At 47.8% G+C, this 23,628-nt stretch carries 15 protein-coding genes; 4 read left to right on the top strand and 11 right to left on the bottom strand.

The window, feature by feature from the left end; all coding sequences use genetic code 11:
* Positions 1-10: 10 nt before the first annotated feature.
* A complete protein-coding gene (locus QUA10_RS11135; protein WP_333082838.1) occupies positions 11-1,123 on the bottom strand; it encodes a diguanylate cyclase in 1,113 nt (370 codons plus the stop codon).
* A 406-nt stretch (positions 1,124-1,529) separates the two neighbouring features.
* Complete coding sequence (locus QUA10_RS11130) at positions 1,530-2,024, bottom strand: DUF427 domain-containing protein (protein ID WP_333082839.1); 495 nt, start codon at positions 2,022-2,024, stop codon at positions 1,530-1,532.
* Positions 2,025-2,137: 113 nt separating this feature from the next.
* On the opposite strand from QUA10_RS11130, the gene QUA10_RS11125 reads away from it, so the two are divergent.
* Positions 2,138-3,418, top strand: a complete 1,281-nt coding sequence (locus QUA10_RS11125) for a GH25 family lysozyme (protein ID WP_333082840.1) — start codon at positions 2,138-2,140, stop codon at positions 3,416-3,418.
* Positions 3,419-3,946: 528 nt separating this feature from the next.
* Entirely contained in the window at positions 3,947-5,905 is a 1,959-nt protein-coding gene (locus QUA10_RS11120) for a cation:proton antiporter domain-containing protein (protein WP_333082841.1), read from the top strand.
* A gap of 48 nt (positions 5,906-5,953) precedes the next feature.
* Here the strand turns inward: QUA10_RS11120 and QUA10_RS11115 are convergent, their stop codons facing one another.
* Entirely contained in the window at positions 5,954-8,887 is a 2,934-nt protein-coding gene (locus QUA10_RS11115) for a tetratricopeptide repeat protein (RefSeq protein ID WP_333086245.1), read from the bottom strand.
* Positions 8,888-8,899: 12 nt separating this feature from the next.
* Between QUA10_RS11115 and QUA10_RS11110 the strand changes: the two genes are divergently transcribed.
* Complete coding sequence (locus QUA10_RS11110) at positions 8,900-9,037, top strand: hypothetical protein (protein WP_333082843.1); 138 nt, start codon at positions 8,900-8,902, stop codon at positions 9,035-9,037.
* 168 nt (positions 9,038-9,205) lie between these two features.
* Here QUA10_RS11110 and QUA10_RS11105 read toward each other — a convergent pair whose 3' ends face one another.
* From QUA10_RS11105 to QUA10_RS11080, 6 genes are all read right to left on the bottom strand, one after another.
* Entirely contained in the window at positions 9,206-10,924 is a 1,719-nt protein-coding gene (locus QUA10_RS11105) for a S8 family serine peptidase (protein WP_333082844.1), read from the bottom strand.
* Between the two features lie 384 nt (positions 10,925-11,308).
* Positions 11,309-12,094, bottom strand: coding sequence for a calcium-binding protein (locus tag QUA10_RS11100; protein WP_333082845.1), 786 nt, complete (start codon positions 12,092-12,094; stop codon positions 11,309-11,311).
* Positions 12,095-12,534: 440 nt separating this feature from the next.
* Complete coding sequence (locus tag QUA10_RS11095; protein ID WP_333086244.1) at positions 12,535-15,231, bottom strand: CHAT domain-containing tetratricopeptide repeat protein; 2,697 nt, start codon at positions 15,229-15,231, stop codon at positions 12,535-12,537.
* Positions 15,232-15,257: 26 nt separating this feature from the next.
* Positions 15,258-16,004 carry a DUF928 domain-containing protein gene (locus QUA10_RS11090; RefSeq protein ID WP_333082847.1) on the bottom strand — a complete coding sequence of 249 codons (747 nt, stop codon included), beginning with the start codon at positions 16,002-16,004 and terminating at the stop codon, positions 15,258-15,260.
* Between the two features lie 361 nt (positions 16,005-16,365).
* Positions 16,366-18,348 (bottom strand): CHASE2 domain-containing protein, encoded by a 1,983-nt coding sequence (locus tag QUA10_RS11085; RefSeq protein WP_333082848.1) that lies wholly within the window; start codon positions 18,346-18,348, stop codon positions 16,366-16,368.
* An 81-nt stretch (positions 18,349-18,429) separates the two neighbouring features.
* Positions 18,430-19,101 carry a response regulator transcription factor gene (locus QUA10_RS11080; protein ID WP_333082849.1) on the bottom strand — a complete coding sequence of 224 codons (672 nt, stop codon included), beginning with the start codon at positions 19,099-19,101 and terminating at the stop codon, positions 18,430-18,432.
* A gap of 299 nt (positions 19,102-19,400) precedes the next feature.
* On the opposite strand from QUA10_RS11080, the gene QUA10_RS11075 reads away from it, so the two are divergent.
* On the top strand, positions 19,401-20,273 hold the full coding sequence (locus QUA10_RS11075) for a class I SAM-dependent methyltransferase (RefSeq protein WP_333082850.1): 873 nt from the start codon (positions 19,401-19,403) through the stop codon (positions 20,271-20,273).
* 428 nt (positions 20,274-20,701) lie between these two features.
* On the opposite strand, the gene QUA10_RS11070 is transcribed toward QUA10_RS11075, so the two are convergent.
* The gene (locus tag QUA10_RS11070) at positions 20,702-21,301 is read right to left on the bottom strand and encodes a Uma2 family endonuclease (protein WP_333082851.1); all 600 of its coding nucleotides are present in this window, start codon (positions 21,299-21,301) and stop codon (positions 20,702-20,704) included.
* An 83-nt stretch (positions 21,302-21,384) separates the two neighbouring features.
* Positions 21,385-23,625, bottom strand: coding sequence for a phosphoketolase (locus QUA10_RS11065; protein WP_333082852.1), 2,241 nt, complete (start codon positions 23,623-23,625; stop codon positions 21,385-21,387).
* Positions 23,626-23,628: the final 3 nt, after the last annotated feature.

Raw genomic sequence — 23,628 nt, 5'->3', positions numbered from 1 at the left:
ATTTTCCAATCTAAAATCCATCGGCATCTAAAATTACTCGATCGCGCCCTGCGTCTTTAGCTTGATAAAGCGCGCGGTCTGCGGCTGCTATCAAGTTTTTTTGTGCTGCGGACGATCGAGGAACCGTACTCGCTACCCCCAAACTCAGTGTCACGAGAGAACACACCTCTGAATTAACGTGTTCAATGTTTAGTTCTTTAATCCACACTCGAATTTTCTCTGCAATCCAGACAGCTATTTCCGGTGAAGTCCGAGGCAAAATCACTGCAAATTCTTCGCCTCCGTAACGGGCTACCAGACTCTCGCCCGAAACTTCGCCTGTTGAGTAATTTACCGCTTCCAAAATAGCTTGGGCTACCTGCTGCAAGCAAGTATCTCCCGCCTGATGTCCATAAGTATCGTTGTATTTCTTAAAAAAGTCTACATCGCATAAAATTAAAGATAGTTCTGCTGCTGCTTCCGCCAATTCTTGCCACTTTTTATCTAAGTATTCGTTAAAACAGTGACGGTTGGCAACCTGAGTTAAGCCATCTAAGTTGGCAAGGCGATACAATTCGGAATTAGCTGCTTTTAATTGAGAATTAGCTGCTTCTAGCTCGGATTGCGTAAGCGATAAATTGTAATAAAGTTCGCTCATAGACCAAGTAGCTTGTTGGTGAATTTGGGATAAAGCTACCCACAGTTGATGCACGTCTAAAAGTCGGTAAACTTGAAGTTCTAACTGCACAACAATTGGCTCGTAAAGCAGTTCCGGCGGTCGCTGTACGGCTCGCTGAGCTGCCATGACAATTAAGGCTACTCCTGGTAAAATCAAAATATCGGTTTGAGCTATTTGATACAAGGCTATAATCGGTCTGCAAGCAAATATATCTACTCCGTAAGGGCGGCTCATGCGTTCCATAAATCGCCGACGCGATATCATCCCTAAAAATTCCCCATTTACGGTCAAGATAACTCCCGGAAGCAGCGGGTGAGCTTGAAAAAACCTAGCTACTTCTTTGGCGAGATATGAGGAGTCAACCTGAAAATTGAATAGAGCTAGATCCTTAAGAGTAGACTCTAAAGATAAATTTTTGGGTGAGTTTTCTGCCGAGTTAGACGGCTCAATAAATTCAACAGACACAGCGCAGATCCGAATAAATAATAAAGCAGCACCGAAGCTAGTGTCAGATATTAACTTATACTAACATTTATTTATGAACAGCCACTGTATTCTTGACTACACTGTTTCTTTCAAGGGATAAGCTGCGGCGTTAGCTTATGCCTTGCCTGCATTGCATTGCATTACATTGATTCATCCTCACTCAATTAGAAAGCTATTGAATTATTATTCATTTTTTTTACGGTTGGCTTTTGGCGTCGTCAGAAGACGATTTCAGAGCCAATCCTTAACTCATTCACGGCGCTCACAAACTCAATAAACATGGTTTTTTTATTTAAACCTAGTCGAAGCTGTAATGAGGTTTTGCGTAAAAAAAACGTGGTTTCTGTCGCTATTCTCAACTCAAAACTCAAAACTCAACCTTTCCTCACCAGCCCCAAGTTCCTGACCCTCCCTTAAACGGGCCGACAATATCTTTGGTAATCCAGCCACCGTAAAAATCCCCTGGTTGAGATTGCACTAATTCGCCGTCCACATAACAGGCATCCATCTTGCTCGGATAAAAAGCCACATAATCTTTAATAGCTGCAAAAACCTGATTAGGATTGGGATAAAACCAAGCAGCATTTACTACTTCTTTCGACTCTACCGTCACAGTGTAATAACCGGCTTGTCCCTTCCACTCGCACCAAGAACCTCGTGAAGTTTTGTGCAAATATTCCATTTTGATGTCATCGGGGCAGATATAGTAGGCAGGAGGGTGGCTTGTCTCCAATACCCGCTGAGGACGGCGCGTGTCCGCGATCGTCACTCCATTAAAAACTATCTGTACGTGTTTGGTCGATTCCTCAAGCCGAGGGGGACGTGGGTAATCCCAAACAGACTCTTGACCAGGGCCGGGATCTATTCGATCGAAGTTCATTCGCACAATCTCCACTGCAAAAAAAACACTTAGCGACTTAGCATTACAATTTAATGTACCCTTAATCGAGTCGCTGCTTCAGAGCAAACCAGCTTTTCTCAACTCTTGGTAATATGAGTATTCGCGGTATAGATGTTTCCGACTACCAGCCCAATGTCAATTGGCCAGCCGTTGCGCGGGATGGTATTACCTTCAGTTTTGTCAAATCGACCGAAGGTGCAACGTTCGTTGCCCAAACTTTCGCTCGCAATTGGGCGGCGATGAAAGCGGCGGGAATTCAACGCGGTGCTTACCACTTTTTTCAACCTGCAAGCAGCATTCAGGGACAAATAGATTTGTTCTTGAAAACTGTAAAACTCGAACCGGGGGATTTGCCGCCAGTCTTGGATATGGAAACTACAGGGGGTTTGAGTGCGACTCAATTGTGCGATCAAGCCGCAATTTGGTTAGAAGCAGTCGAAAAAGCCACCTTGATGCGGCCGATTATCTACACTTACCCCGGTTTCTGGGACAGCCTGGGGACAACACGGTTTGCCGATTACCCACTGTGGATTGCTCACTATACCAGTGCTGAGGAACCTTGGGTGCCCGGTGGCTGGAAAACTTGGACTTTTTGGCAGTACAGCGACACAGGCACCGTGTCAGGCGTATCGGGCAATGTAGACACCAATATTTTTGAAAGCGTCCGAGAAGGCGCCGTAAGTTATAAAGTTGCAGACATCCAGAAGGAATTAAGAATTAAAGGTTTCTATCAAGGCGCGATGGACGGCAAATTTGGAGCTACCACCACAGCGGCGCTCATCTCGTTTCAGAAATTTCAAGGTCTCAATCCAGACGGTATTGCCAGCCTCAAAACCTGGGCCGCTTTGATGCGAAAATCTCCCAAAGTAATTGTTCCCCCTCCACCCCCGACACCCACTCCGCAGCCGACTCCCACTCCGACTCCCCCTCCCATATCAGACGTGCGGCTGACTCAGGTATTCTCCTCTTATCAAGCTAAGGCTAGCCAAGATACTGCTTTAATTTGGCTGCAAAGTCAAGTTTCTACCTCTGTTTTAGGGGAATTTGCTCAAAAATGGCGGGCAACTACCTTACCTCAAGACAGTAATTTGCGATTGATAGATGTGGGCAAATTTTATCGCGGTTTAGCACAACAAGACCAAGCTCTAGATTGGCTGCAAAAACAACTTTCTCCGGCTATTATTAACGAGTTTGCACAAAAATGGCGATCTCAATCTATTGTCACTAATTCTCCGATTCGGCTGATAGATGCGTGCAAATTTTATCGAGCCGCACCCCAGCAAAACCAGGCTTTAGATTGGCTGGAAGGGCGAATTTCGCCTGCCATTCTATCGGAGTTTTTTCGCAGGTGGCAGAATGCCAGTCGATTATAAATTTTAGATGGGAGATTTTAGATGGGAGATTGACTCCACAGATAAATTTGGGGGTTTGATCGCTCTGTAATTGGAAAGCCGACAACTCTTGCTATTTGAGATTTGAGATTGACAAGCGAATTTCAAAGGTAGTACGCGCCACGTGATTTATCCGTGGAATCAATCCCAAATCGAAAATCCTCAAGCCTCCGAATTTATCCGTGGGGTCAATCCAAAATCTAAAATCTAAAATCTAAAATCGAATGACTCCCCATCAAAATTCGTCAAATCCTCTCCCTCTGTGCCCGCATCCCCGTCCAACTCTCTAACATAACAGACAATCTCTCGCTTAGCTACAGCTTACTCCCATCTTTGACGCCAAGAGAATTATCTGATAAAGTTATAGCGACTATCAAGTTTTTTTAATCTTATTGGGAAAAATCCAGGGCCGTGCCGAGTTTGTAAGCTGCGCCGAAAATAGCGCCTGCACTCCAATTACCCGCGATCGAACATTTAAAACTAAGCGGGCAGCCTGTAACAATTATATCTATGGAAATCTCCTTTAACATCACCCTGTTGATGGTCATGACCGTCATCTGTGGCATCAGCGCTCAAGTTCTCGCCGCTTATTTGAAAGTTCCGGCGATCGTTTTTTTGCTGTTGTTTGGCATTTTAGCCGGCCCAGACTGCTTGGGAGTGCTGCACCCAAATCTGCTGGGCAGCGGTTTGGAAGTTATGGTATCGCTTTGCGTAGCGTTAATTCTGTTTGAAGGCGGCTTGAATTTGGAATTGCGAGATTTAGGAAAACTTTCCGGCAGCATCCGCAATTTAGTTACCGTAGGCACTTTAATTACCCTAATAGGCGGCGGAATGGCCGCACACTGGTTGGGGGAATTTCCCTGGCCGATCGCATTTTTGTATGCTTCTCTAGTAGTGGTCACAGGCCCGACGGTAATCGGCCCTTTGCTCAAACAAGTATCCGTTGACAAAAAAGTTGCCGCCTTGCTAGAAGCAGAAGGCGTTTTAATCGATCCAGTCGGGGCAATTCTGGCAGTATTGGTGCTGAATATTATTTTGAACGGCAATGCTGATTTGCTGGTTTTGTTCCGAGATTTAATCGTGCGACTATTAGTTGGCGCAGTCATCGGAGTTGCGGGAGGTTGGCTGCTGGGATTCATTCTCAAGCGATCGCAATTTCTCTCAGAAGACCTCAAAAACTTAGTAGTTTTAGCCGGTTTGTGGGGATTTTTCGGCTTAGCAGAAGAAATCCGCAGCGAATCGGGACTGATGGCAACAGTCCTCTCCGGCATCGTCCTCAGAGCCGCTGCTGTACCGGAAGAAAGGCTGCTGAGGAGGTTTAAAGGTCAACTGACAGTCCTGGCTATTTCCATGCTGTTTGTGCTGCTGGCGGCCGATTTATCCCTCGCTAGTGTGGTCGCCCTCGGTTGGGGAAGTTTGTTTACAGTTTTAGCTTTAATGTGGGTAGTACGGCCGATCAACGTTTGGCTTTGTACTTGGAATAGCGGACTGAATTGGCGGCAGAAATTATTTGTTTGTTGGGTAGCGCCGAGGGGAATTGTCTCAGCGTCGATCGCATCTTTATTTGCAATTTTGCTCACCCAGCGGGGAATCAACGGCGGGGACTCAATTAAAGCCTTAGTTTTCCTAACAATTATTATGACAGTTTTCGTGCAGGGACTAACGGCCGGCCGGATCGCTCAACTGTTGGGCATCACCTCAAAATCGGCAACTGGTGCAGCAATTGTAGGGTCAAATCCTTTGAGCAGATTAATTGCTCGCTTGTTTCAAGAACGCGGAGAATCGGTGGCAATTATCGACACCAACCCGGAAGCTTGTGCACAAGCAGAACGAGAGGGTTTGCGGGTATTTTTGAGCAGTGCTCTCGACCACAGCGTGTTAGAAGAAGCCGGACTAGAATCGATGGGAACTTTTCTGGCAATGACTAACAACGGGGAGGTAAACTTAGTGTTAGCTCAGCGAGCAGCCGAAGAGTTTGCACCGCCGAGGGTTTTGGCAATATTCCCCAAAGATCCGCAAGCAAATACGCCTGCAAATTCGACTAAAATTAATCAAGCTTTTGTCTCGGATTTGTCGCTGAAGGATTGGAACGAATATTTGAATGACAGCGAAGTGAAATTGGGGGAAACTGAGTTAAAAACAGAGGGATTGCAGTTTCAGATTGCTCACTTACAAGCTTTGGTTAAAGCCGGGGAGTTGGCGCCACTGCTGCTGGAAAGGCAAGGATACTTGCAAGTAGTGTCGGCGACTCAGATTTGGCAAGCAGGAGATAAAATAATTTATTTGTTGTACGATCCGACACCGAAATTGTTGAAAAGATTGTCGGGTTCATCTCAGTCTCGTTTGACTTTGGAAAAGCATCAGGTAGTTGAAGAAGTGCCGATTCCTTCTCCGGTTTTAGAGGAGGTTTTGGAGTCAGCGGAAATAGCAAAGGATACTAAACTTTTGCAGCCGCCAGTTTCCCGATAGGGGCAGTATCCTCGATCGTACTCTGTAATCTGCTTGTCGCGATCGTCCTTACTCTGCCTCCCCAATTAAAGTAAATGCCGCCCAATTTCGCGGCTGGGGATGAGTTTTCATAGTGGTTAACATTGCCTGCCGCAATGCCTGTGCTTTGTCGGGATTATTTTGCAAGTTTTGATAAAATGCCTGCATTAATTCCGATGTCGGCGCATCGGGAACCGCCCATAAAGAAACAATCACACTCGGCACTCCGGCCGAAATCAAAGCGCGCGACAAACCAATTACTCCATCCCCGGTAATTCTGCCCTCTCCAGTGTTGCAAGCACTCAAAACGACTAAATTTGCTTGCAGTTTCATGTCGAAAATCTCTTCTGCGGTCAATAAGCCGTCATCGCTACCAGAAGGAGCAAGGGCGATCGCACTTCCCAATCCGCGCACATCATCGAGCAATCCATGGGTTGCTAAGTGAATAATTGATGCTTGGGGCATTTTTTGAACGATCGCAGCTTTTGTCCCTTGAGCGCCTAAGATCGCTTGAGTATTGAGCAGAGGCGCGATCGCTCTAGCTTCAGCTTCGGCTCCAGGTAGAGGAGACAATTGCTGTTTGGGAGCTCCCAGAGAGAGAGACACGCTTGGCATGGTGGGATTGCCCAAGACTAGAGGCCTGCCGCTGTTAGGTTGCTTCTGTGCTAACTTCTGTTGTCGGGTTAAATCCAAGACTTGAATCGAGGGGGCGGTGAGAATCGTGTGTTTTTGGATTAAGTAAGTGCCGCCTTCATCTTGCAGGGCCCCAAAGGGCACCTGGAAGAGGGAACCTTGGGGAATGAAAATGACGCGGGCATTAGGGTCTTTGGGTAGGAGGCTGGCAATGGGATCGATCAGGAGTTGATGCAGTGTCGGTAAGTCGGGTTGGGGTTGGGTGGAGCCAAGACTGCTGCGACTGCGAACAGCCAGGAATTCTTGGTTGCCAATAATTAAGTCGGCTAGAGAGGCTTTGTGCTGCTGCCAGAGGGGTTTGAGATCGACTTGACGGAAGGTGATTTCGCCCGTGGGTTGAATCACCCAAATGTAGAGCGCGGATTCTCGCGGTTCACTTTTTCCCTGAATCTCGAAGGCGTCGTAGATGATGGAATACTGCACCAAAGTGGCATTCTGTGCTTTGGCGATTTGGCGGATTTGATCCTGGTTGGGAGCAGAGGCGATGACCGGATTGGCATCACCAGTTGATAAGCGTTGTGTGAGTAGATCGACAAAGGCACGGGCACGTCCACGTTCGGCAATTTCTAAGGCTGCGATCGGGTTATTCTGAGCCACCCGGACTTGTTGTAAAGTCCGATAGGTGCGAGCTTGTCCTTCAAAGATGGAGACTTTATTCGCATCGTTGGAGCCGAGCATTTGACGCATCGATTCCCAAACTTGAATCCCGTTCACGAGCATTTTTTCAGCTTCTGTGGGGTTGCCAGCTTTCAATAAAGCCAATCCGAGGTTGTTGAGCGCCACACCCTCACCTTGGCGGTTTTTAATGGAGCGGGCTATGGCTAACGTGAGCTGCCCATATTCAATGGCTTTGGCCGAGTTGCCCAGAGAGCGGTAAGCGACTCCTAAATTGCCTAGTACCGTACCTTCCCCTTTGCGGTCTTTAATTTCGCGGACGATGGGTAAACTCTGCTGTGAATACTCGATGGCTTGGGCATAGTTGCCCAGAAAGAGGTAAGCGCTACCCAAATTGCCCAGTGCTGTCCCTTCCTTCCAGCGGTCTTTAATTTCGCGGGCGATCGATAAACTCTGCTGTATATACTCGATGGCTTTGGCCGAGTTGCCCAGCTTGATGTAAGCACCTCCCAAAATGCCCAGTGCTCTACCCTCTGCTTTGCGGTCTTTAATTTCGCGGGCGATGGCTAAACTCTGCTGTAAATACTCAATGGCTTTGGCCGAGTTGCCCAGATTTAGGTAAAGATCTCCCAAATTGCCCAGTGTCCTACCTTCCAATTCGCGGTCTTTAATTGATCGAGCAATAGCTAAACTGAGCTGTATATGCTCAATGGCTTTTGCATAGTTCCCCAGAAAGTCGTAAGCACGTCCCAAATTATTTAATACCGTACCTTCCCCTTTGCGGTTTTTGATTTCGCGGGCGATGGCTAAACTCTGCTGTCCATACTCAATGGCTTTTGCATAGTTTCCCAGAGAGTTGTAAGCACCTCCCAAAATGACCAGTGCTGCCCGTTCCGATTCGCGGTTTTTGAATTCGCGGGCGATGGTTAAACTCTGCTGCATATACTCAATGGCTTTGGCATAGTTTCCCTGAGAGTCGTAAGCACCTCCCAAAGTAGCCAGTGCCACGCCTTCTCCTAGACGGTCTTTAATGGAGCGGGCGATGGCTAACAGTTGCTGTGAATACTCAATGGCTTTGGCCGAGTTGCCCGAAGAGAGGTAAGCGACTCCCAAAATGCCCACTACCCTACCTTCCAATTCGCGGTCTTTAATGGAGCGAGCGATGGCTAAACTCTGCTGTGAATACTCAATGGCTTTGGCCCAGTTGCCCAGAGAGTCGTAAGCGATCCCCAAATTGCGCAGTGCCATACCTTCAAGGGGGCGGTTTTTAATGGAGCGGGCGATGGCTAAACTCTGCTGTGAATACTCAATGGCTTTGGCCGAGTTGCCCAAAGAGAGGTAAACTGTTCCCAAAATGCCCAGTGCCATACTCTCGCTCTGGCGGTCTTTCAGGGCGCGGTAAATTTGGAGTGCCTGTTGCCAAGAATTCTGGGCTGCTCTTAATTGGCTAGTTTGATACTGTTGAAGCCCCTGCTGCATTAGCCGATCGGCCTCGGTTTTACGAGCATCGGTAGTTTGAGCGATCGCTGGGAAGAAAGAGTCAGGAGTAGTTAATAGCGGGATAGTGGCAAGCACGAACAGGGAAATGGAAGCTAGGAAAACATTAGTGACCCTAGAGTGGGTTGATTTGACTCGCTTAAATGGGGAATACAGCATAGGATTCTAGAGTTGGAATTTAGAGAATTAGCCCGATCGCTCTTTCTGCCGTCGTCGTGCGATCGCCTCAATCTGCCACAGGCGATCGACCTTCATAGAAGCTTAGTCTGTCTCCCCAATCTCGCCGCAGGGATGGGGACTCTAATCTGAATTAGACGACAATTTTAGCGATCGCCCGATCGGTTTGAATCAAACCATTACCCACTGGCATAGTCAAGTCCAAAATCAAAACCTGGCGTGTTTAGATAGTCCATATCCAGAGCCGTCTGCTCTAATGCTCGATTAATGTCCGCAGGACTTAAGTGGAAATTTGCAATGCTATCCTATCAACCCATTCCGATTAGCTGTTGTCGTCAAAATATACTCAACTTGAGCTGGAGTTAAAGTCGGATTGGCATTCAAAACTAAAGCCGCTACACCCGCTACCTGTGGCGTTGCCATAGATGTGCCAGTTAGGGTGTCATAGGTGCTATAGGGAGTTGTAGAATAGATGTCTACTCCCGGAGCAACTAAGTAATCCAAAGGTGTGGAACCCGCACGGTTCGAGGTGTCAGCCATCCTGCCGTTTATATCAATGCTGCCCACTGCAATTCCCAAGCGATCGGCATTACGAGCTGGGTAATCAGGTTGGCTAAAACCCGAATTTCCCGCTGCTATCACCACAACAGAGCCTTTGTTATTTGCATACTCAATTGCGTCATTCACCAGGTTGGAAGGGTAAAACTCATTTCCCAAACTAAGGTTAATTACATTGGCTCCATTATCAACAGCATACCGGATTCCAGCAGCAACATTATTCAACTCGCCGTAACCAAAGGCGTCTAACACTCTGACAGGCATAATCTTAGCATTGGGCGCAACTCCTGTGATGCCAAAATCATTTCGTTCTGCCGCGATCGCACCTGCTATGTGAGTCCCGTGACCGTCGAAATCCAGATCCATTGGGTTGTTGTCGCTAGCCACAAAATCCCAACCCCGAATATCATCAATATATCCGTTGCGATCGTCATCAATGCCGTTTCCAGCAATTTCACCAGGGTTCTGCCAAATATTGTCATCCAAGTCAGGATGGGTGTAGTCAACACCACTATCCACGACAGCTACAACAATGCCATTTCCGGTAATGTTTTGATGCCAAACTTCCGGTGCGTTCATGACATCTAGCGCCCAATTATTCTCGCCCAAATCGGGAATATCAGGGAAAGTAATTGAGCGGTTTAAGGTGCTGGAAATGGCTGCATTTGCATTCACCAAGCCATAGCCGTAATTACTATTAAAAGTGCCGCTCGGTGTGGGAATATTTAGTTCAGGAATAGAGGTGGCAGAAAGATTCAGGTTGTAATTAGTAGAGTTGTTTAAGAAGCTAGAGACTTGGACATAGTATGTTCCTGGAGCCAGATTGGATACATTAATGACATCGGGAACTGTGCCAATCTCAAGAGAGTAGTCAATAGTTTCCCCCAAATCAACTACACCGTTGCGGTTTCTATCTTGAATTAGCTTTACGTCAGCATCCGCTCTCAAACCGTCGAGACGCAGGTTAAAATTGCTTTTAGTGTTGATATCGAATCGATAAAAATGGTTGGAATCTCCAACTCCGACAAAATCAGTTAAGCTGATGCTACCATTTTCAACACCAAGAATATTACGAGCTGTCGAAAGAGAGTTACCTGGCTCGGAGAAATTCAACCCAGAATCAGATATTGTTCCTGTTAGCATATCTGCGTTTACATTCGCCGATTGTGACTGCGGTTTGAGTTGAGAATCGGGGACATCGCCACTAACTCGATCGCTCGCAGAGTAACTGAAGCCAGCGCCTGCATTAGCTACAATAAAATCTGCTATCTGTTTCTGTGGGTCGAAGCTGGATGCTGTGGGATTAGTCAAGCTAGATTCAGCACTATAACCAGGAATATTCAATGGCTCGATCGCTCTGTTGAGCAAGTCCTTGTTAGCCGGAAATGTTGATGTGGCGAGATCGTTTGGCTGTTGATTGAAATAAAGGCGATCGTTAGGATTAGTTGTGATGTCTAACATAATTTAAAACCTCAGATATTTAGATTCATTCTTGATTTAAATCTTACGCAGCACAGATCGAAAAATCATCTGTTCTACCCACAGACTTGATCCAGTACGGGGTGCAAAAGAGATTGCGGGAAAGTGCAATGTAGGTGAATATGTAGAGTAGATGGTTCACTTCCATCAGTGTTAAGATTATTGAGACGCGATCGCGAACAAAGATTCATTCCACAGTCCACCAGGGAATTAATTCCCTGTCTCATAGCACAAGTCCTCTAAAAGAGGACTGAAGAATATAACTCAATAGTCCTCTTTCAGATATAAATGTCGCTTTTAGGCACTGAAGTTTTCAAGAGCCATTGATGAGGAATTTATTCCTCGCTACGAAGCTGTAAAAAGCGATCAAAATCCCGGAGCAGAGATAATACTACCTTGAATATCTGCCACTCTTGCATTTTCCACAAAGCCTACTATCTCGCCGGAATTCCTAACTTTAATTAGAGTGCCTTGAGTCTGTACTGGTTGATCATCTAATGTACCGGGCGGGGTCAATAGGTTGAAAATTTCTGGTGCATCAAAGTCCAATAAAACTGTGATGTTTGTCACGTATTGCAAGTCTACATCAGTAGCATTCAAACCACCTGCCAATCCAATTCGATCGACGCCAACTCTGAAACCTAGAACAAAATCGGCATTATTGACATCTGTAACTCCGGGTTCTGCTTGGATGACGTACAAGTTACTGCCCCCGATTTTGATTGAATAATTATCATCCAAACCTGCTAAAATATCCTGACCCAAACCTCCCACCAGAGTGTCATTTCCGCTACCGCTGATTAACAAATCATTGCCTCTGCCGCCCAAGAGAATATCGTTTCCTGCATCACCTATTAGAAAATCTGCATCTTGACCGCCACTGAGAGAGTCATTTCCCTCTTCTCCAGTCAGGAAGTCTTTACCTTTGCCTCCGAATAAAGAATCGTTGCCCAAATCTCCGCTGATAAAATCTTCTCCTTCATTGCCATAAACCAAATCATTAGCTGTTGAGCCAGTGACTACATCGTCACCTGCAAGCATCCAAACTCCCAAAGGAAAATTAGTTGCATCTGCGATCGACAAAGTAACAACTTCGGATGTATTGTCGCCAAGTAATTGTCTAGATTCTGACGGAGCGGGTTGTAAAGCCATAAAAAAAATCCTCTTAACACTTGACTTAAATCTTAAGTAACCCAGATGGGAAAATCATTCGTTATAGCCACAGACTTGATGAAGTAGGAGGTGCAAAATAGATTGCGGGAAAGTGCAAAGTATGTGAATATGTAGAGTAGATGGTTCACTCCCATCAGTTTTGATATTGAGAAGATAACTCGGCGATTGAAACCCCATCCACACAAACAAAGTATGCCTGCGCCGACTAAAAAATAAAGATTGTTCCCGATTGCATCGGAATTATTACTCTCCGAAAAGGAGACGACAGAGCCGTTTCCCTACAATGTTATTTTGGGTAGGGAAACCGCACTGCCGTCTGCTCTATTATTCAGGTACAACCGGAATTGATATAATTTAGGAGAAAATTTAGGAGAAAATTTAGGAGAAAAACATTGAGCCAATTCGCTATTAATAAAAACTTACTCTGCCTCCCCAATTAAAGTAAATGCCGCCCAATTTCGCGGCTGGGGATGAGTTTTCATCGTGGTTAACATTGCCTGTCGCAATGCCTGTGCTTTGTCGGGATTATTTTGCAAGTTTTGATAAAATGCCTGCATTAATTCCGATGTCGGCGCATCGGGAACCGCCCATAAAGAAACAATCACACTCGGCACTCCGGCCGAAATCAAAGCGCGCGACAAACCAATTACTCCATCCCCGGTAATTCTGCCCTCTCCAGTGTTGCAAGCACTCAAAACGACTAAATTTGCTTGCAGTTTCATGTCGAAAATCTCTTCTGCGGTCAATAAGCCGTCATCGCTACCAGAAGGAGCAAGGGCGATCGCACTTCCCAATCCGCGCACATTATCCAGCAATCCATGGGTTGCTAAGTGAATAATCGATGCCTGGGGCATTTTTTGGACGATCGCAGCTTTTGTACCTTGTGCGCCTATGGTGGCTTGGGTGTTGAGCAGAGGGGCGATCGCTCTAGCTTCGGCTTCAGCCCCAGGTAGAGGAGACAATTGCCGTTTGGGTTCTCCCAGAGAGAGAGACACGCTTGGCATAGTGGGATTGCCCAATACTAGAGCCCTGCCGCTGTGGGATTGCTGAGGCGCTAACTTCTGTCGTTGTTGTCGGGTTAATGCCAGAACTTGAATCGAGGGGGCGGTGAGAATCCTGTGTTTTTGGATTAAGTAAGTGCCGTTGGCATCTTGGAGAGCGGGAAAAGGCACCTGGAACAAGGAACCTTGAGGAATGAAAATGACATGGGCATTGGGATCTTTGGGTAGGAGGCTGGCAATGGGATCGATCAGCAATTGATGCAGTGTCGGTAAGTCGGGTTGGGGTTGGGTGGAGCCAAAACTGCTGCGACTGCGAACGGCGAGGAATTCTTGATTGCCAATGATTAAGCTGGCTAGAGAGGCGTTGTGTTTCTGCCAGAGGGGTTTGAGATCGACTTGACGGAAGGTAATTTCGCCCGTAGGTTGAATCACCCAGATGTAGAGTGCGGATTCACGTCCTACTTGCTTGCCCTGAATCTGAAAGTTGTCGGAGATGATGGAATACTGCACCAAAGTGGCATTCTGTGCTTTGGCGATTTGGCGGATTTGCTCGCCGTTGGGAGCAGGGGTAATCACCGGATTGGTAGAACCTGACGATAAGCGCTCTGTCAGGAGATCGACAAACGCACGGGCACGTCCCCGCTCGGCAATTTCTAAAGCGGCGATCGGGTTATTCTGAGCCACTCGGACTTCTTGTAAAGTCCGATAGGTGCGAGCTTGTTCTTCAAATATGGAGACTTTATTCGCGTCGTTGGAGCCGAGCATTTGACGCATGGATTCCCAAACTTGAATGCCATTGACGAGCATTTTTTCAGCTTCTGTTAGGTTCCCAGCTTTCAAGAACCCCACTCCGAGGTTGTTGAGCGCCATACCTTCCCCGTCGCGGTTTTTAATTTCGCGGGCGATGACTAAACTCTGCTTTATATACTCGATCGCTTGGGCCGAGTTGCCCAGAAAGAGGTAAGCAGCTCCCAAATTGCCCAATGCCATACCCTCCCCCTGGCGGTCTTTAATGGAGCGGGCGATGGCTAAATATTGCTGTGTATACTCAATGGCTTTGACAGAGCTGCCCAGAGAGTGGTAAACGACTCCCAAATTTCCCAGTAATCCAGCCTCCCCCTGGCGGTCTTTAATGGAGCGGGCGATCGCTAAACTCTGCTGTAAATACTCAATGGCTTTGGCCGAGTTGCCCAGAGAGTGGTAAGTGCCTCCCAAATTTCCCAGTGCTCCAGCCTCCCCCTTGCGGTCTTTAATGGAGCGGGCGATGGCTAACCACTGCTGTGTATACTCAATGGCTTTGGCATAGTTGCCCAGAGAGGAGTAAGCGTTCCCCAAATTTCCCAGTGCTTCACCCTCCCCCTGGCGGTCTTTAATGGAGCGGGCGATAGCTAAACTCTGCTGTGCATACTCAATGGCTTTGGCATAGTTGCCCAGAGAGCTGTAAGCCTTTCCCAAATTGCCCAGTGCATTACCCTCCCCCTTGCGGTCTTTAATGGAGCGGGCGATGGCTAACCACTGCTGTGAATACTTAATGGCTTTGACATAGTTGCCCAGAGAGCGGTAAGCACGTACCAAATTGCTCAGTGCGAAACCTTCCCCGTAGCGGTCTTTAAGGGAGCCGGCGATAGCTAAACTCTGCTGTGCATACTCAATGGTTTTGGCATAGTTGCTCAAAGCGCCGTAAGCAGCTCCCAAAAAGCCCAGTACCCTACCTTCACCTTGGCGATCTTTAATTTCGCGGACGATGGCTAAACTCTGCTGTGTATACTCAATGCCTTTGGCATAGTCGCCCAGATTGATGTAAACGGCTCCCAAATTGCCCAGTGCTACACCCTCCCCTTGGCGGTTTTTGATGGCGCGATAAATTTGGAGTGCCTGTTGCCAGGAATTCAGCACTGCTGGGAATTGACCAGTCTGATACTGTTGAAGCCCCTGCTGTATTAGTCGATCGGCCTCGATAAATCGAGCATCGATCGCCTGAGCAACAACCGGGAGTTGAGAGTGCCGAGGAATGTAAAAAGCAACAGACAAAAAGCAAAAGGCGAGGGGAAAGAGGAAGCCCGATCGCACTTTACGATCGCTGGATTTAAGCAGTTTTAGCGAGAAAGATTTCATAGGATTTAGTCTTTGGATTGCGAGGGTTAGCGCTGTCCTTGGCGCTGTTGTTCGATCGCCCTAATTTGTCGCAATCGATCGCTCCAATCTTTCAAAGGTTCGGCTTCCGAACTAGCGAGAGAATCTAGCAATTCCAGCACAGCCGCTTGGTTTTGAGAAGTCTCAGAGGCCTTGCGCGCTTCGGCGATCGCGTCATACCACAGCCCCGCCTCCGCATATAAGTCGATCCGCTGCTGGGGAGTTTGCGCTGCTGCCAGTTGAGTCTGCAACGACGCAGCAGGCTGCACCACTTGGATTTCTGCCGCCGCCACCACATTGCTCGCAGGATCATCCGGATCGCAGACCAACACCACTTGCCACTGATAGGATTGCCCGATCGACAGTTGGGGGAGATTTGAGGGCAAAGCAACCGACATAATCCCTTGCTGACTCTGCATCTCGGTTCTGTAGAGCAGTTGTCCCGTGCGAGTAAACAGCCTCAATTGCAGCGGACGAGGAGGGCTATCGGGTACAAACCAGGTAAAGGTCGGATGCCCAGAAATCGTCACTCCCACATGGCTAAACGGCACTAAGGCAGTCAATCTAGCCGATGAATTACCTTCACAACCGCCGCTGCGAGTGGTATTCGTCCCCGTTTCTTTCGGTTTAGAAGGGTTTTCAGGAGGAGTGTATTTTGCCAGCGCTACAGGAGCGACCCAGAACGAAACACTCAGCATTAAACTCGCAATGCCGGCAGAGTAAACGGTTCGACGCTTCAACTCGTGAGTCATCATCTGAATCCTCATCTGTAACTATCTTCTAGAGTAATCAAGAATACACAAACACAATAGAGGACTGTCCGCAAGCTTCGTTTGCGGGAAGGTGCAAAGATATTGGGAATCGGGCATGGGGCATTGGGCATGGGGCATTGGGCATAGTCCTAGACTCTTGGTGGCAACTTAAGCCTGAAACCCTATGTATCTGTCGCTGGTAGCCGAGTCTCGATCCCCCTAAATCCCCCTTAATAAGGGGGACTTGGACCAAGTTCTTTTCCCCCCCTTAGTAGGGGCTGTGCCCTCGTGCCCGCCCGCTCGCTAGGGGGGATCGAACCCTAACCGTCTTAACGGTTGATATAACAAGCGTGAGCCACAGCGATCACCAGAACCACTGCCGTTTTGCTGGCCAGGTTAACTCGCACACTGTCCCCTTCGGTTGATTCGGGTAGCGCCGAAATGCTCCGCCTAACTGTTTGGCTAAGTTCTTTGCAAGCTGGGTTCCTAATCCTGAAGGTTGAAGTTTAGGGTTTGGATCTTCGGTTATTTCCTTGTCTCGATCCATTGCAGCCAAGCTAAGCGTTTCTGACTGAGACGGTTTCCCCCTACCATTATCCGCCACCCGAATCACCTGCCGATCGCCTTCCTGAGTGCAAATTACAGTCAAGCGAGTAGCTTCGATCGCGTGTTTCCCGACATTGCAGAGCGCTTCTTCCAGAAAGCGGCAGAGTGCTCGCTTGTGTTCCAACCGCAGATGCGAGGTATTCAAGGGATCGAACTGCACAATTTTGAATTTGATCGTTTTGAGGTAGGGCAATTCTTGTTCGAGCGTGTTGGAATAGACCTTGTAGAGCAATTCATGCAATGGAGCCTGCAGGGCCAATTCGATCGCACTTCCCATGCGGAGATGCGGTTCATCTGCGATCGCGTCTCGTTGCACAGAGCCGTAAACTGCCCGCAATTCTTGATTCAAGCGTTGCAACTCCGGTAGAAATGGCGACGGTGTGGCTTCTCCTTGAGCAGTTCTCAAAATTCCCACCAATGTTTGTAACGGGCCGCTATGAATTGCATTAAAGGTCTGCTCGATCGCAAACTGACGTTCCTCCAACCGCAGTCGGAGTTCCTGTTCGTGGCGATAAAATAACGCTGCCGTCAACCCAGCCCCATTCAACACGAGTACGAGCAACACAGGCACGATCGGCACCCACCATCCCAAAAGAATCAGCCAGTAACAGAGCGCGATCGGGCTAATGCTAGCGACTAAGAGCCCGATCAAAATTTTCCAGGGCGATCGCAGAAATTGTCCCAAACTCATCCCCAAGAGTCCCCAGACCGCAATCCAGAGCGTTTCCCAGCCCTCCCCCCAAACCTGAAGCAACGGCCGCCGATCGAGCACCGCGCTAATCATCTGGCTGGTTTCGTGGGCTTGCATTTCGACTCCGTAAATCCGTCCGGGATTGATACTTGCGATCGCACCTGAACTTGCCAAATCCTTCGCGCTAAAAGACATCATCCCAATCAGCACAATTTTGCCTCGAATCCAGTTCGGATCTACTTGTCCCGCCTTGATTTGCTCCAGGGAAAGCACGCGAAATGGCATTGTCCCGCTGCGAACATTCAGTAAAATTTGGTTCCCGCCTGCATCCGCCCCCACATATCCGCCAGAGTTTGACTGCACTCTGGTAAATTCAATGCTGCCAAAGCGCATTGCCTCCCGATCGCGAATTCCATTACCTAGCTTAATTCCTCGGGTTGCTAAATAGCGCTCTGCCAGCCGGATTGCGAAGGAAAAACGGTATTCCTGCTGATGGCTACCAGTGCCCAATAAACTGCGGCGCTGGTAGCCATCAGCATCGAGAACGGCATCTGCAAAGCCAACCTGTTCGGGTGGTAGCGCGGGCGCAGGTTTGACGATAAAGCCACTGCGATCGGGCAAAGCAATCTCCACTCCGATCACATTCTTGCTGCTGCGAAACACCGATGTTAGTTCAGCATGACCTGGTTCCACCGGAATATCACGGACAATATCCAGCCCGATCGCGATCGGTCGATACGTTTGCAACCGTTTGAGTAAATCGGCAATATCGCGATCGGGAATCGGATAAGTTCTAGCGCGTTGAATATCCTCCTCAGTGATGCCGACAATTACAATCCGTTCATCCATTGGCTCAGGAGGACGCAAACGCAGAAATTGATCGAACGCAACCAACTCCCAAAACTGAAGCGCACCGCTCAATCTAGCCATCATCACAGCGACAATCACCATCACCCCTGGAAGCGCTCCTCGTCCCCAAGTCGTGACATCCGATTTCACTGCTTGCCATCGATCGGGCTTCATAATAATGTCCGGTTGAATAGTTATCATACTTTTGTACGACTGTTTGCCCGATGCCCGATGCCCGATGCCCGTACAGGATTTATAAGTAATTAACCAGACTTGATATCACTAATCAATCAATCCTTCTTCCCTAGCTCGCACTTCCGTTTGAATCCGCAGATTCTTATCATCATCAGGATACACCTCTAGCACATCTCGAATCTTAGTCCAGTAATACTGCACAGTGCGTTCAGAAACATTCATCCGTTTGGCGATCGCAGTATCCTGCAAGCTCTCGTGAAAAGCAAATTGCAACACCTGCATCCAGGCGGGTTTGAGTTGCAGCCCATTGCGGATCTCTCTGGGTGTATAAATCCGCTCATGCAGCGCCCAATCAACCATTGCCAGCAAGTCTTTCATCGGCTGGCTCTTATCGACAACTGTGAAGCCGCCCATGTGATTGTCGATCGACGGTTTCAGCCAAACTAAAGTCCGAACATGGGCACTCTGCACCACAATATTCAGACTCGGATACTGCTCCATCAACGTTTTGAGGAGTTGAAGCCCTGAATTCGCTTGAGCTATTTCGCCACTCGTCTCTGGCATCACCAGATCCACAATCACCAAATCCGGGGTCGTCTGCGCTATTTGTTGAAGGGCTGCCTGAGCCGTCGGAGCCGTCAGAATGTCTGCCTCTGGATATTCTTGCTTCAGAATGTTAAGCGTGCCACCTAACACCATCGCATGGTCATCCACAACTAAAAATGTTCGTTTCTCCGGTTGAGGTAAAGTCTGGGGCATAATTTATTCGTTGCCACACAACATCGTCAGTTTAGGTAATCCGTCCACCCATTTTAGATTTGGAATTTACAATTTTCGATTTGTGACCTAGTTGAAACTAGGGGTTTTAAACCGCTGAAATTCTCATTCAAAATCCTAAATCTAAAATTGTCTCTGTCATCTTCTTACAATAGAGGAATTACCTGGCTCCCGTCCTGCATCTGTCCGCCAACTGGGGTTGTGGATGTCCGCAACGAGAATTGCGCTAAAGCGCAGTTCTATTATAATCTAGGTGTTGCAGCAGGAAAAAGAATGATTTTATGGTAGCAGAAGGTTCGTATCAAGCCAGCACGTACAATCTGGAACTTGACGCAGAAATCCAGCGGTTAAAAAGTCAAGTTCTCCTCAGTTGGGAAAAGGAAGCGCGCAATTTAACTTGGTTCGGTTTAGCGGACGGGATGAATGTTTTGGAAGCTGGTAGCGGGCCGGGATTTTTCACTGAAAAACTCTTAGAATTGCTGCCAAACAGTTCGGTGACAGCGGTAGAAATCGACCCGGTACTGCACGAAAAAGCAGTAGCATATTTGCAGGACAAAGGGGGCGATCGAGTAAATCGCATTCAAGCATCGGTGGCGGATACTGGTTTGGAGGATAACACGTTTGACTTTGCGATCGCCCGTTTGCTGTTCGTTCACCTTCCCGATCCCGTCGCAGCAGCTAAAGAAATATTCCGCATCTTGAAGCCTGGGGGAAAACTGGTGATTATCGATAGCGATGCGGATCTGTTTTGGCTAACAAATCCGCCTTGGTCAGTCGAGATTGTCAGGGAGAAATTCAAGCAGGTAATGGCATCGCGGGGCGGCAATTTATGCGTAGGGCGAAATCTGTGCCGCATTCTCAAAGAAGCTGGGTTTGGTAGCATTGATTTAGAAGCGGTTGTCAGCCACAGCGATTTAATTGGAATTGAAGCGTTTGAACCTTTGCTGGACTCCGGGCCCATTTTGCAAATGGTCAAACAAGGGTTGATTTCCGAGTCGGAAATAGCCAGCTATCTGGTTTCGCGGGATGAGTTTGTCGCTGCGGGCGATCGATCGATGATGAGTTTTTGGTTAATGGCTTGCGGGGAAAAAAGCAATAAAATTAAGACACATATTTCACACAATATTGATATCCCGTCGCAGCACAACCTCTAACACTCTCGCTACATTCCCAGCTAACAAAGCAAACTTATCTAACAGTAAAATACGAAAAACTTGAGAATAAATTCTCCCCTAAATATTAGGTTAAAGCTGCACATAAGCCAAAAATCACGGATCGTGCAACCGAACTTGAGATAATCCATCTGCGTTAATCTGTGTTTATCTGCCCTCATCTGCGGTAAAAAAAAGAGAATTCCTCGAACCGCAGATGAAAATCGATTGACGCTAATTCACGCAGATGAAGGAAGAGAGATAGGAATAATTTAATAACTTTACACCTACAAGTCTAACCAATCGTTGGAGCCGATCGCGCAAAGGCTGTTTGTGAGAGCCAATGGTTGTCTGTCACATTTTAGCTTAACCAATCAAGTCCTTAGCGAAGCTCTCCTAGACGATCCCACTTTTTAGCAACTCCTCAGCATTCAACCCACTTGCCTAATTCCATTAAGAAACTCCGTCCTTGCCTCAATTATTGAAGGCATTAAAACGCAGCGTACCAACAATGCTAAATCCAACTCCGGCAAAAACTCACTTCTTGAAACTTGCTCGTAATCATCCTCGCGCAGCCGATAGACAGCAAGCCGATTATTTTCCCAAAACCAAACTTCAGCAATCCGAAGTCGCAGATATTTAGCGAGTTTATTTGTGCTAACGCTAGTAATCGTTACTTCCACGGCTAAATCGGGGTGCTCTTTTCTTGAACCTATATAATAAGACTCGTCTGGTTCAAATGATACATCTCTTGCCCGGTCTCTGCGAGTTGCACTCCCTACAGGAATGAAATTAATCCCTTTCTCAAAAAAGTAAAGTCCTATAAATATAGCCAAAACACTTTTAATTTGTTTGTGTTTTTCGCCCACTGTCATAAACTCGATCCACCCATCAAGATAAGTTATCCGTAAACCCGGAGAGTCGGCCATCAAAGATTCGAGATCCTCAAATTGCTCCCAAGTATAATAACCGGGGAGAAGCAATCGCTGTTCTGCAAGCGTACCTCTTTCTTCTAAAAGTTGTGCAGTCACAGGTATCACCATCCTATTTTAAATAAATATTACTAGCCCCTACCCAGCACAAACCAGGCAGGGGCATTCACTCACATTCTAACTTAATGAACTAGCTCGATCGCCCTTTTAGTCAACGCCTCAGCAGTCAACCCGTTAAACGCCATCAACTGACCAGCACTAGCAGTAGTTTCCCCCCGCTTCCAAGCGAAAGTATCCCGCTTGCAATTGCTGCGGAGCATCACAGGTTCCAACATCCCAGAAGCGCCGCCTGTCACGCCAATCAAGGCATCTCCGCCAAACAATTCAGCAAATTTCTCATCGCTCAAAAAGCCGCCGTCAGCTTCCGAACAAGTATCCCAAGCAACATCGCTAGCACGGTACAAACGGCGGGGATTCACAACAGAAACAATCCGCACTCCAATCCCTTCTGTTTCCAAAAATGCCGCCGCTTCAAACACTGGCATTAACGTCATGTCGCCGACAACTGCAAACACAACTTTCTTGCTCCCTCCTTGATTCTGGGTAGCTTGCGGGGAATCGACTTCGTGCAGGACTATTGCACCGTCTTGCAAAGCTTGGCGAGTCTGTTCAAAAGTAGTGCGAATTGGCAGCGGCGACTTGCTCGCAGTAATCACAACTCCCTTATTTTTAGCAGTCAAAGCCCACTCGTAACAAGCTTGAATGCTGTTAGCATCTGGTGGAAACAAAGGAAACACATTTCCGTTCCGCATCATCGCCGCAAAATAAGCCTCAATTTCCGGCCGCTGGTGCGTCCAACCGTTGCGGCCTTGTTCCAATGCACCCGCTGTAAATAAGGTGACAGTTGCCGGAGTTGGACGGCGCAATTCTGCCATTGCTTGGGTTACAGTTTGCCAAATTGGTAAACCGTTAATGGCAAAAGATTCGTAGGAACACCACAAACTCCGCGCTCCGAATAGCGATAAACCTACAGCTAAACCCGCGCAAGCATCTTCGCTTAACGGTTCATAAACTTGACCGTTTGGCGATTGATTGTACAGGTCATCTGTCGTCGGGTGAATAATTTTGAGAGCTTGGTTGATATTGGCAATTGCTGATGCTTCATTGCCGTCAGCATTAGTGACAAGAAAATTACGATCGCGCTCGCCAACTTTCCCTACCAAAACCCCCATTGCTGTTGTCGAAATCTTCGGTTCTCCCCCAACTGCAAATTCTTCTAAAGGCAATTTGCCTAAATCTGGCAGCGGCAATGTAAACTCCGTAACAACAGTTTTCGCCGCCGGCCCGCCGCCCGCACGCTCGCAATTTTTCCGCACCATATCCCAAGCGGCCGCAGTCAAAGCGCGCTCTTTTAAAGCACTGATAATGTGCGGTGCATCCAGCGTATCTTTGGGATAAAGGTTGTGAGATTTTGCTCCGCGCGCGTGGACGCCGGCACCTTTCAACTGTTTGATAATAAACGCAGTTAATTTGCCGCCGAGAGCAGATTTTGCCGCTTTGTCAACTCCTTGTAAAACAGCTTTGGTAAATGCCATCCGCTGTTCGAGCGAAAAAGCAGTGCTGTCAACATAATCTTCCGGTTGATTTTTATCGTCAAATTCCTTAGCATCAACTAAGATAACTTCTTCAAAACCGTTGCCTTGCCAATAAGCAATCATTTCAGCATTAGTTTTAGTCGAAACCATGCTGTGATGTTCCTGAGAATATCCGTTCCAAACCAACACAGGCAAAAAGTTAGTAACGCTGGGATAAGCAGTGTGGAAATGCGCCATGCTGCTCATCGGATAGGGTTCGCCCATGCCGCCGTCGCCCATGGTGAAAGCAAACAGTTTTTCGCGGTGCAAAAGCGCTCCAGCCATTGCGAAATGCTGCCCTTGTCCGAGGGGACCCGCCGGTGCTAAAAGGCCGGGAATGAAACCGGAAAGATGTCCTAACAAACCGTCTTTTTCTCGGAATTTATCGCGCACTTGCTGCACGTTGAAAATTCCCATATCCTCCAAAGATCGATCGAGAAACATGGCACTGTAAAAGCCGGGGGCGTGATGGCCGACTTCGGTGACAATGTTCTTGTGTCCCAGCATCACCAAAGCGGCATAAGCCTCAGCTTGGCTAGCAAAACCCCCTGGATGTCCCGATGCCTTGCTGGCGGTGACTTGCAGTGTCAGGTAGCGCAGCGCGTCTGCTCCCAGCATCGTTTGAAAGACGGCGACGGGATCGGCAGGATCGGCGATCGAGTTGCTCCCCTCGGCGATCGCAGGTACTTTCCCATAAGTATCAAAACCAGGGACTGTTTCAGAAAAATATTGAATGCCTTCGCAAAAAGCGGGCGTTGTTGACGTTGCCTGCGGGGTAGTTGCTGTCATGCT

This window comes from Microcoleus sp. Pol8_D6 (assembly GCF_036700965.1).
Taxonomy (GTDB): domain Bacteria; phylum Cyanobacteriota; class Cyanobacteriia; order Cyanobacteriales; family Microcoleaceae; genus Microcoleus.
This window is presented reverse-complemented; position numbering and strand designations above follow the sequence as displayed.

Bases quoted from the DNA above. Each gene is read 5' to 3' on its own strand.
- QUA10_RS11130 (WP_333082839.1), bottom strand. From the start codon at position 2,024: ATGAACTTCGATCGAATAGATCCCGGCCCTGGTCAAGAGTCTGTTTGG.
- QUA10_RS11125 (WP_333082840.1), top strand. From the start codon at position 2,138: ATGAGTATTCGCGGTATAGATGTTTCCGACTACCAGCCCAATGTCAAT.
- QUA10_RS11120 (WP_333082841.1), top strand. From the start codon at position 3,947: ATGGAAATCTCCTTTAACATCACCCTGTTGATGGTCATGACCGTCATC.
- QUA10_RS11115 (WP_333086245.1), bottom strand. From the start codon at position 8,887: ATGCTGTATTCCCCATTTAAGCGAGTCAAATCAACCCACTCTAGGGTC.
- QUA10_RS11105 (WP_333082844.1), bottom strand. From the start codon at position 10,924: ATGTTAGACATCACAACTAATCCTAACGATCGCCTTTATTTCAATCAA.
- QUA10_RS11100 (WP_333082845.1), bottom strand. From the start codon at position 12,094: ATGGCTTTACAACCCGCTCCGTCAGAATCTAGACAATTACTTGGCGAC.
- QUA10_RS11095 (WP_333086244.1), bottom strand. From the start codon at position 15,231: ATGAAATCTTTCTCGCTAAAACTGCTTAAATCCAGCGATCGTAAAGTG.
- QUA10_RS11090 (WP_333082847.1), bottom strand. From the start codon at position 16,004: ATGATGACTCACGAGTTGAAGCGTCGAACCGTTTACTCTGCCGGCATT.
- QUA10_RS11085 (WP_333082848.1), bottom strand. From the start codon at position 18,348: ATGATAACTATTCAACCGGACATTATTATGAAGCCCGATCGATGGCAA.
- QUA10_RS11080 (WP_333082849.1), bottom strand. From the start codon at position 19,101: ATGCCCCAGACTTTACCTCAACCGGAGAAACGAACATTTTTAGTTGTG.
- QUA10_RS11075 (WP_333082850.1), top strand. From the start codon at position 19,401: ATGGTAGCAGAAGGTTCGTATCAAGCCAGCACGTACAATCTGGAACTT.
- QUA10_RS11065 (WP_333082852.1), bottom strand. From the start codon at position 23,625: ATGACAGCAACTACCCCGCAGGCAACGTCAACAACGCCCGCTTTTTGC.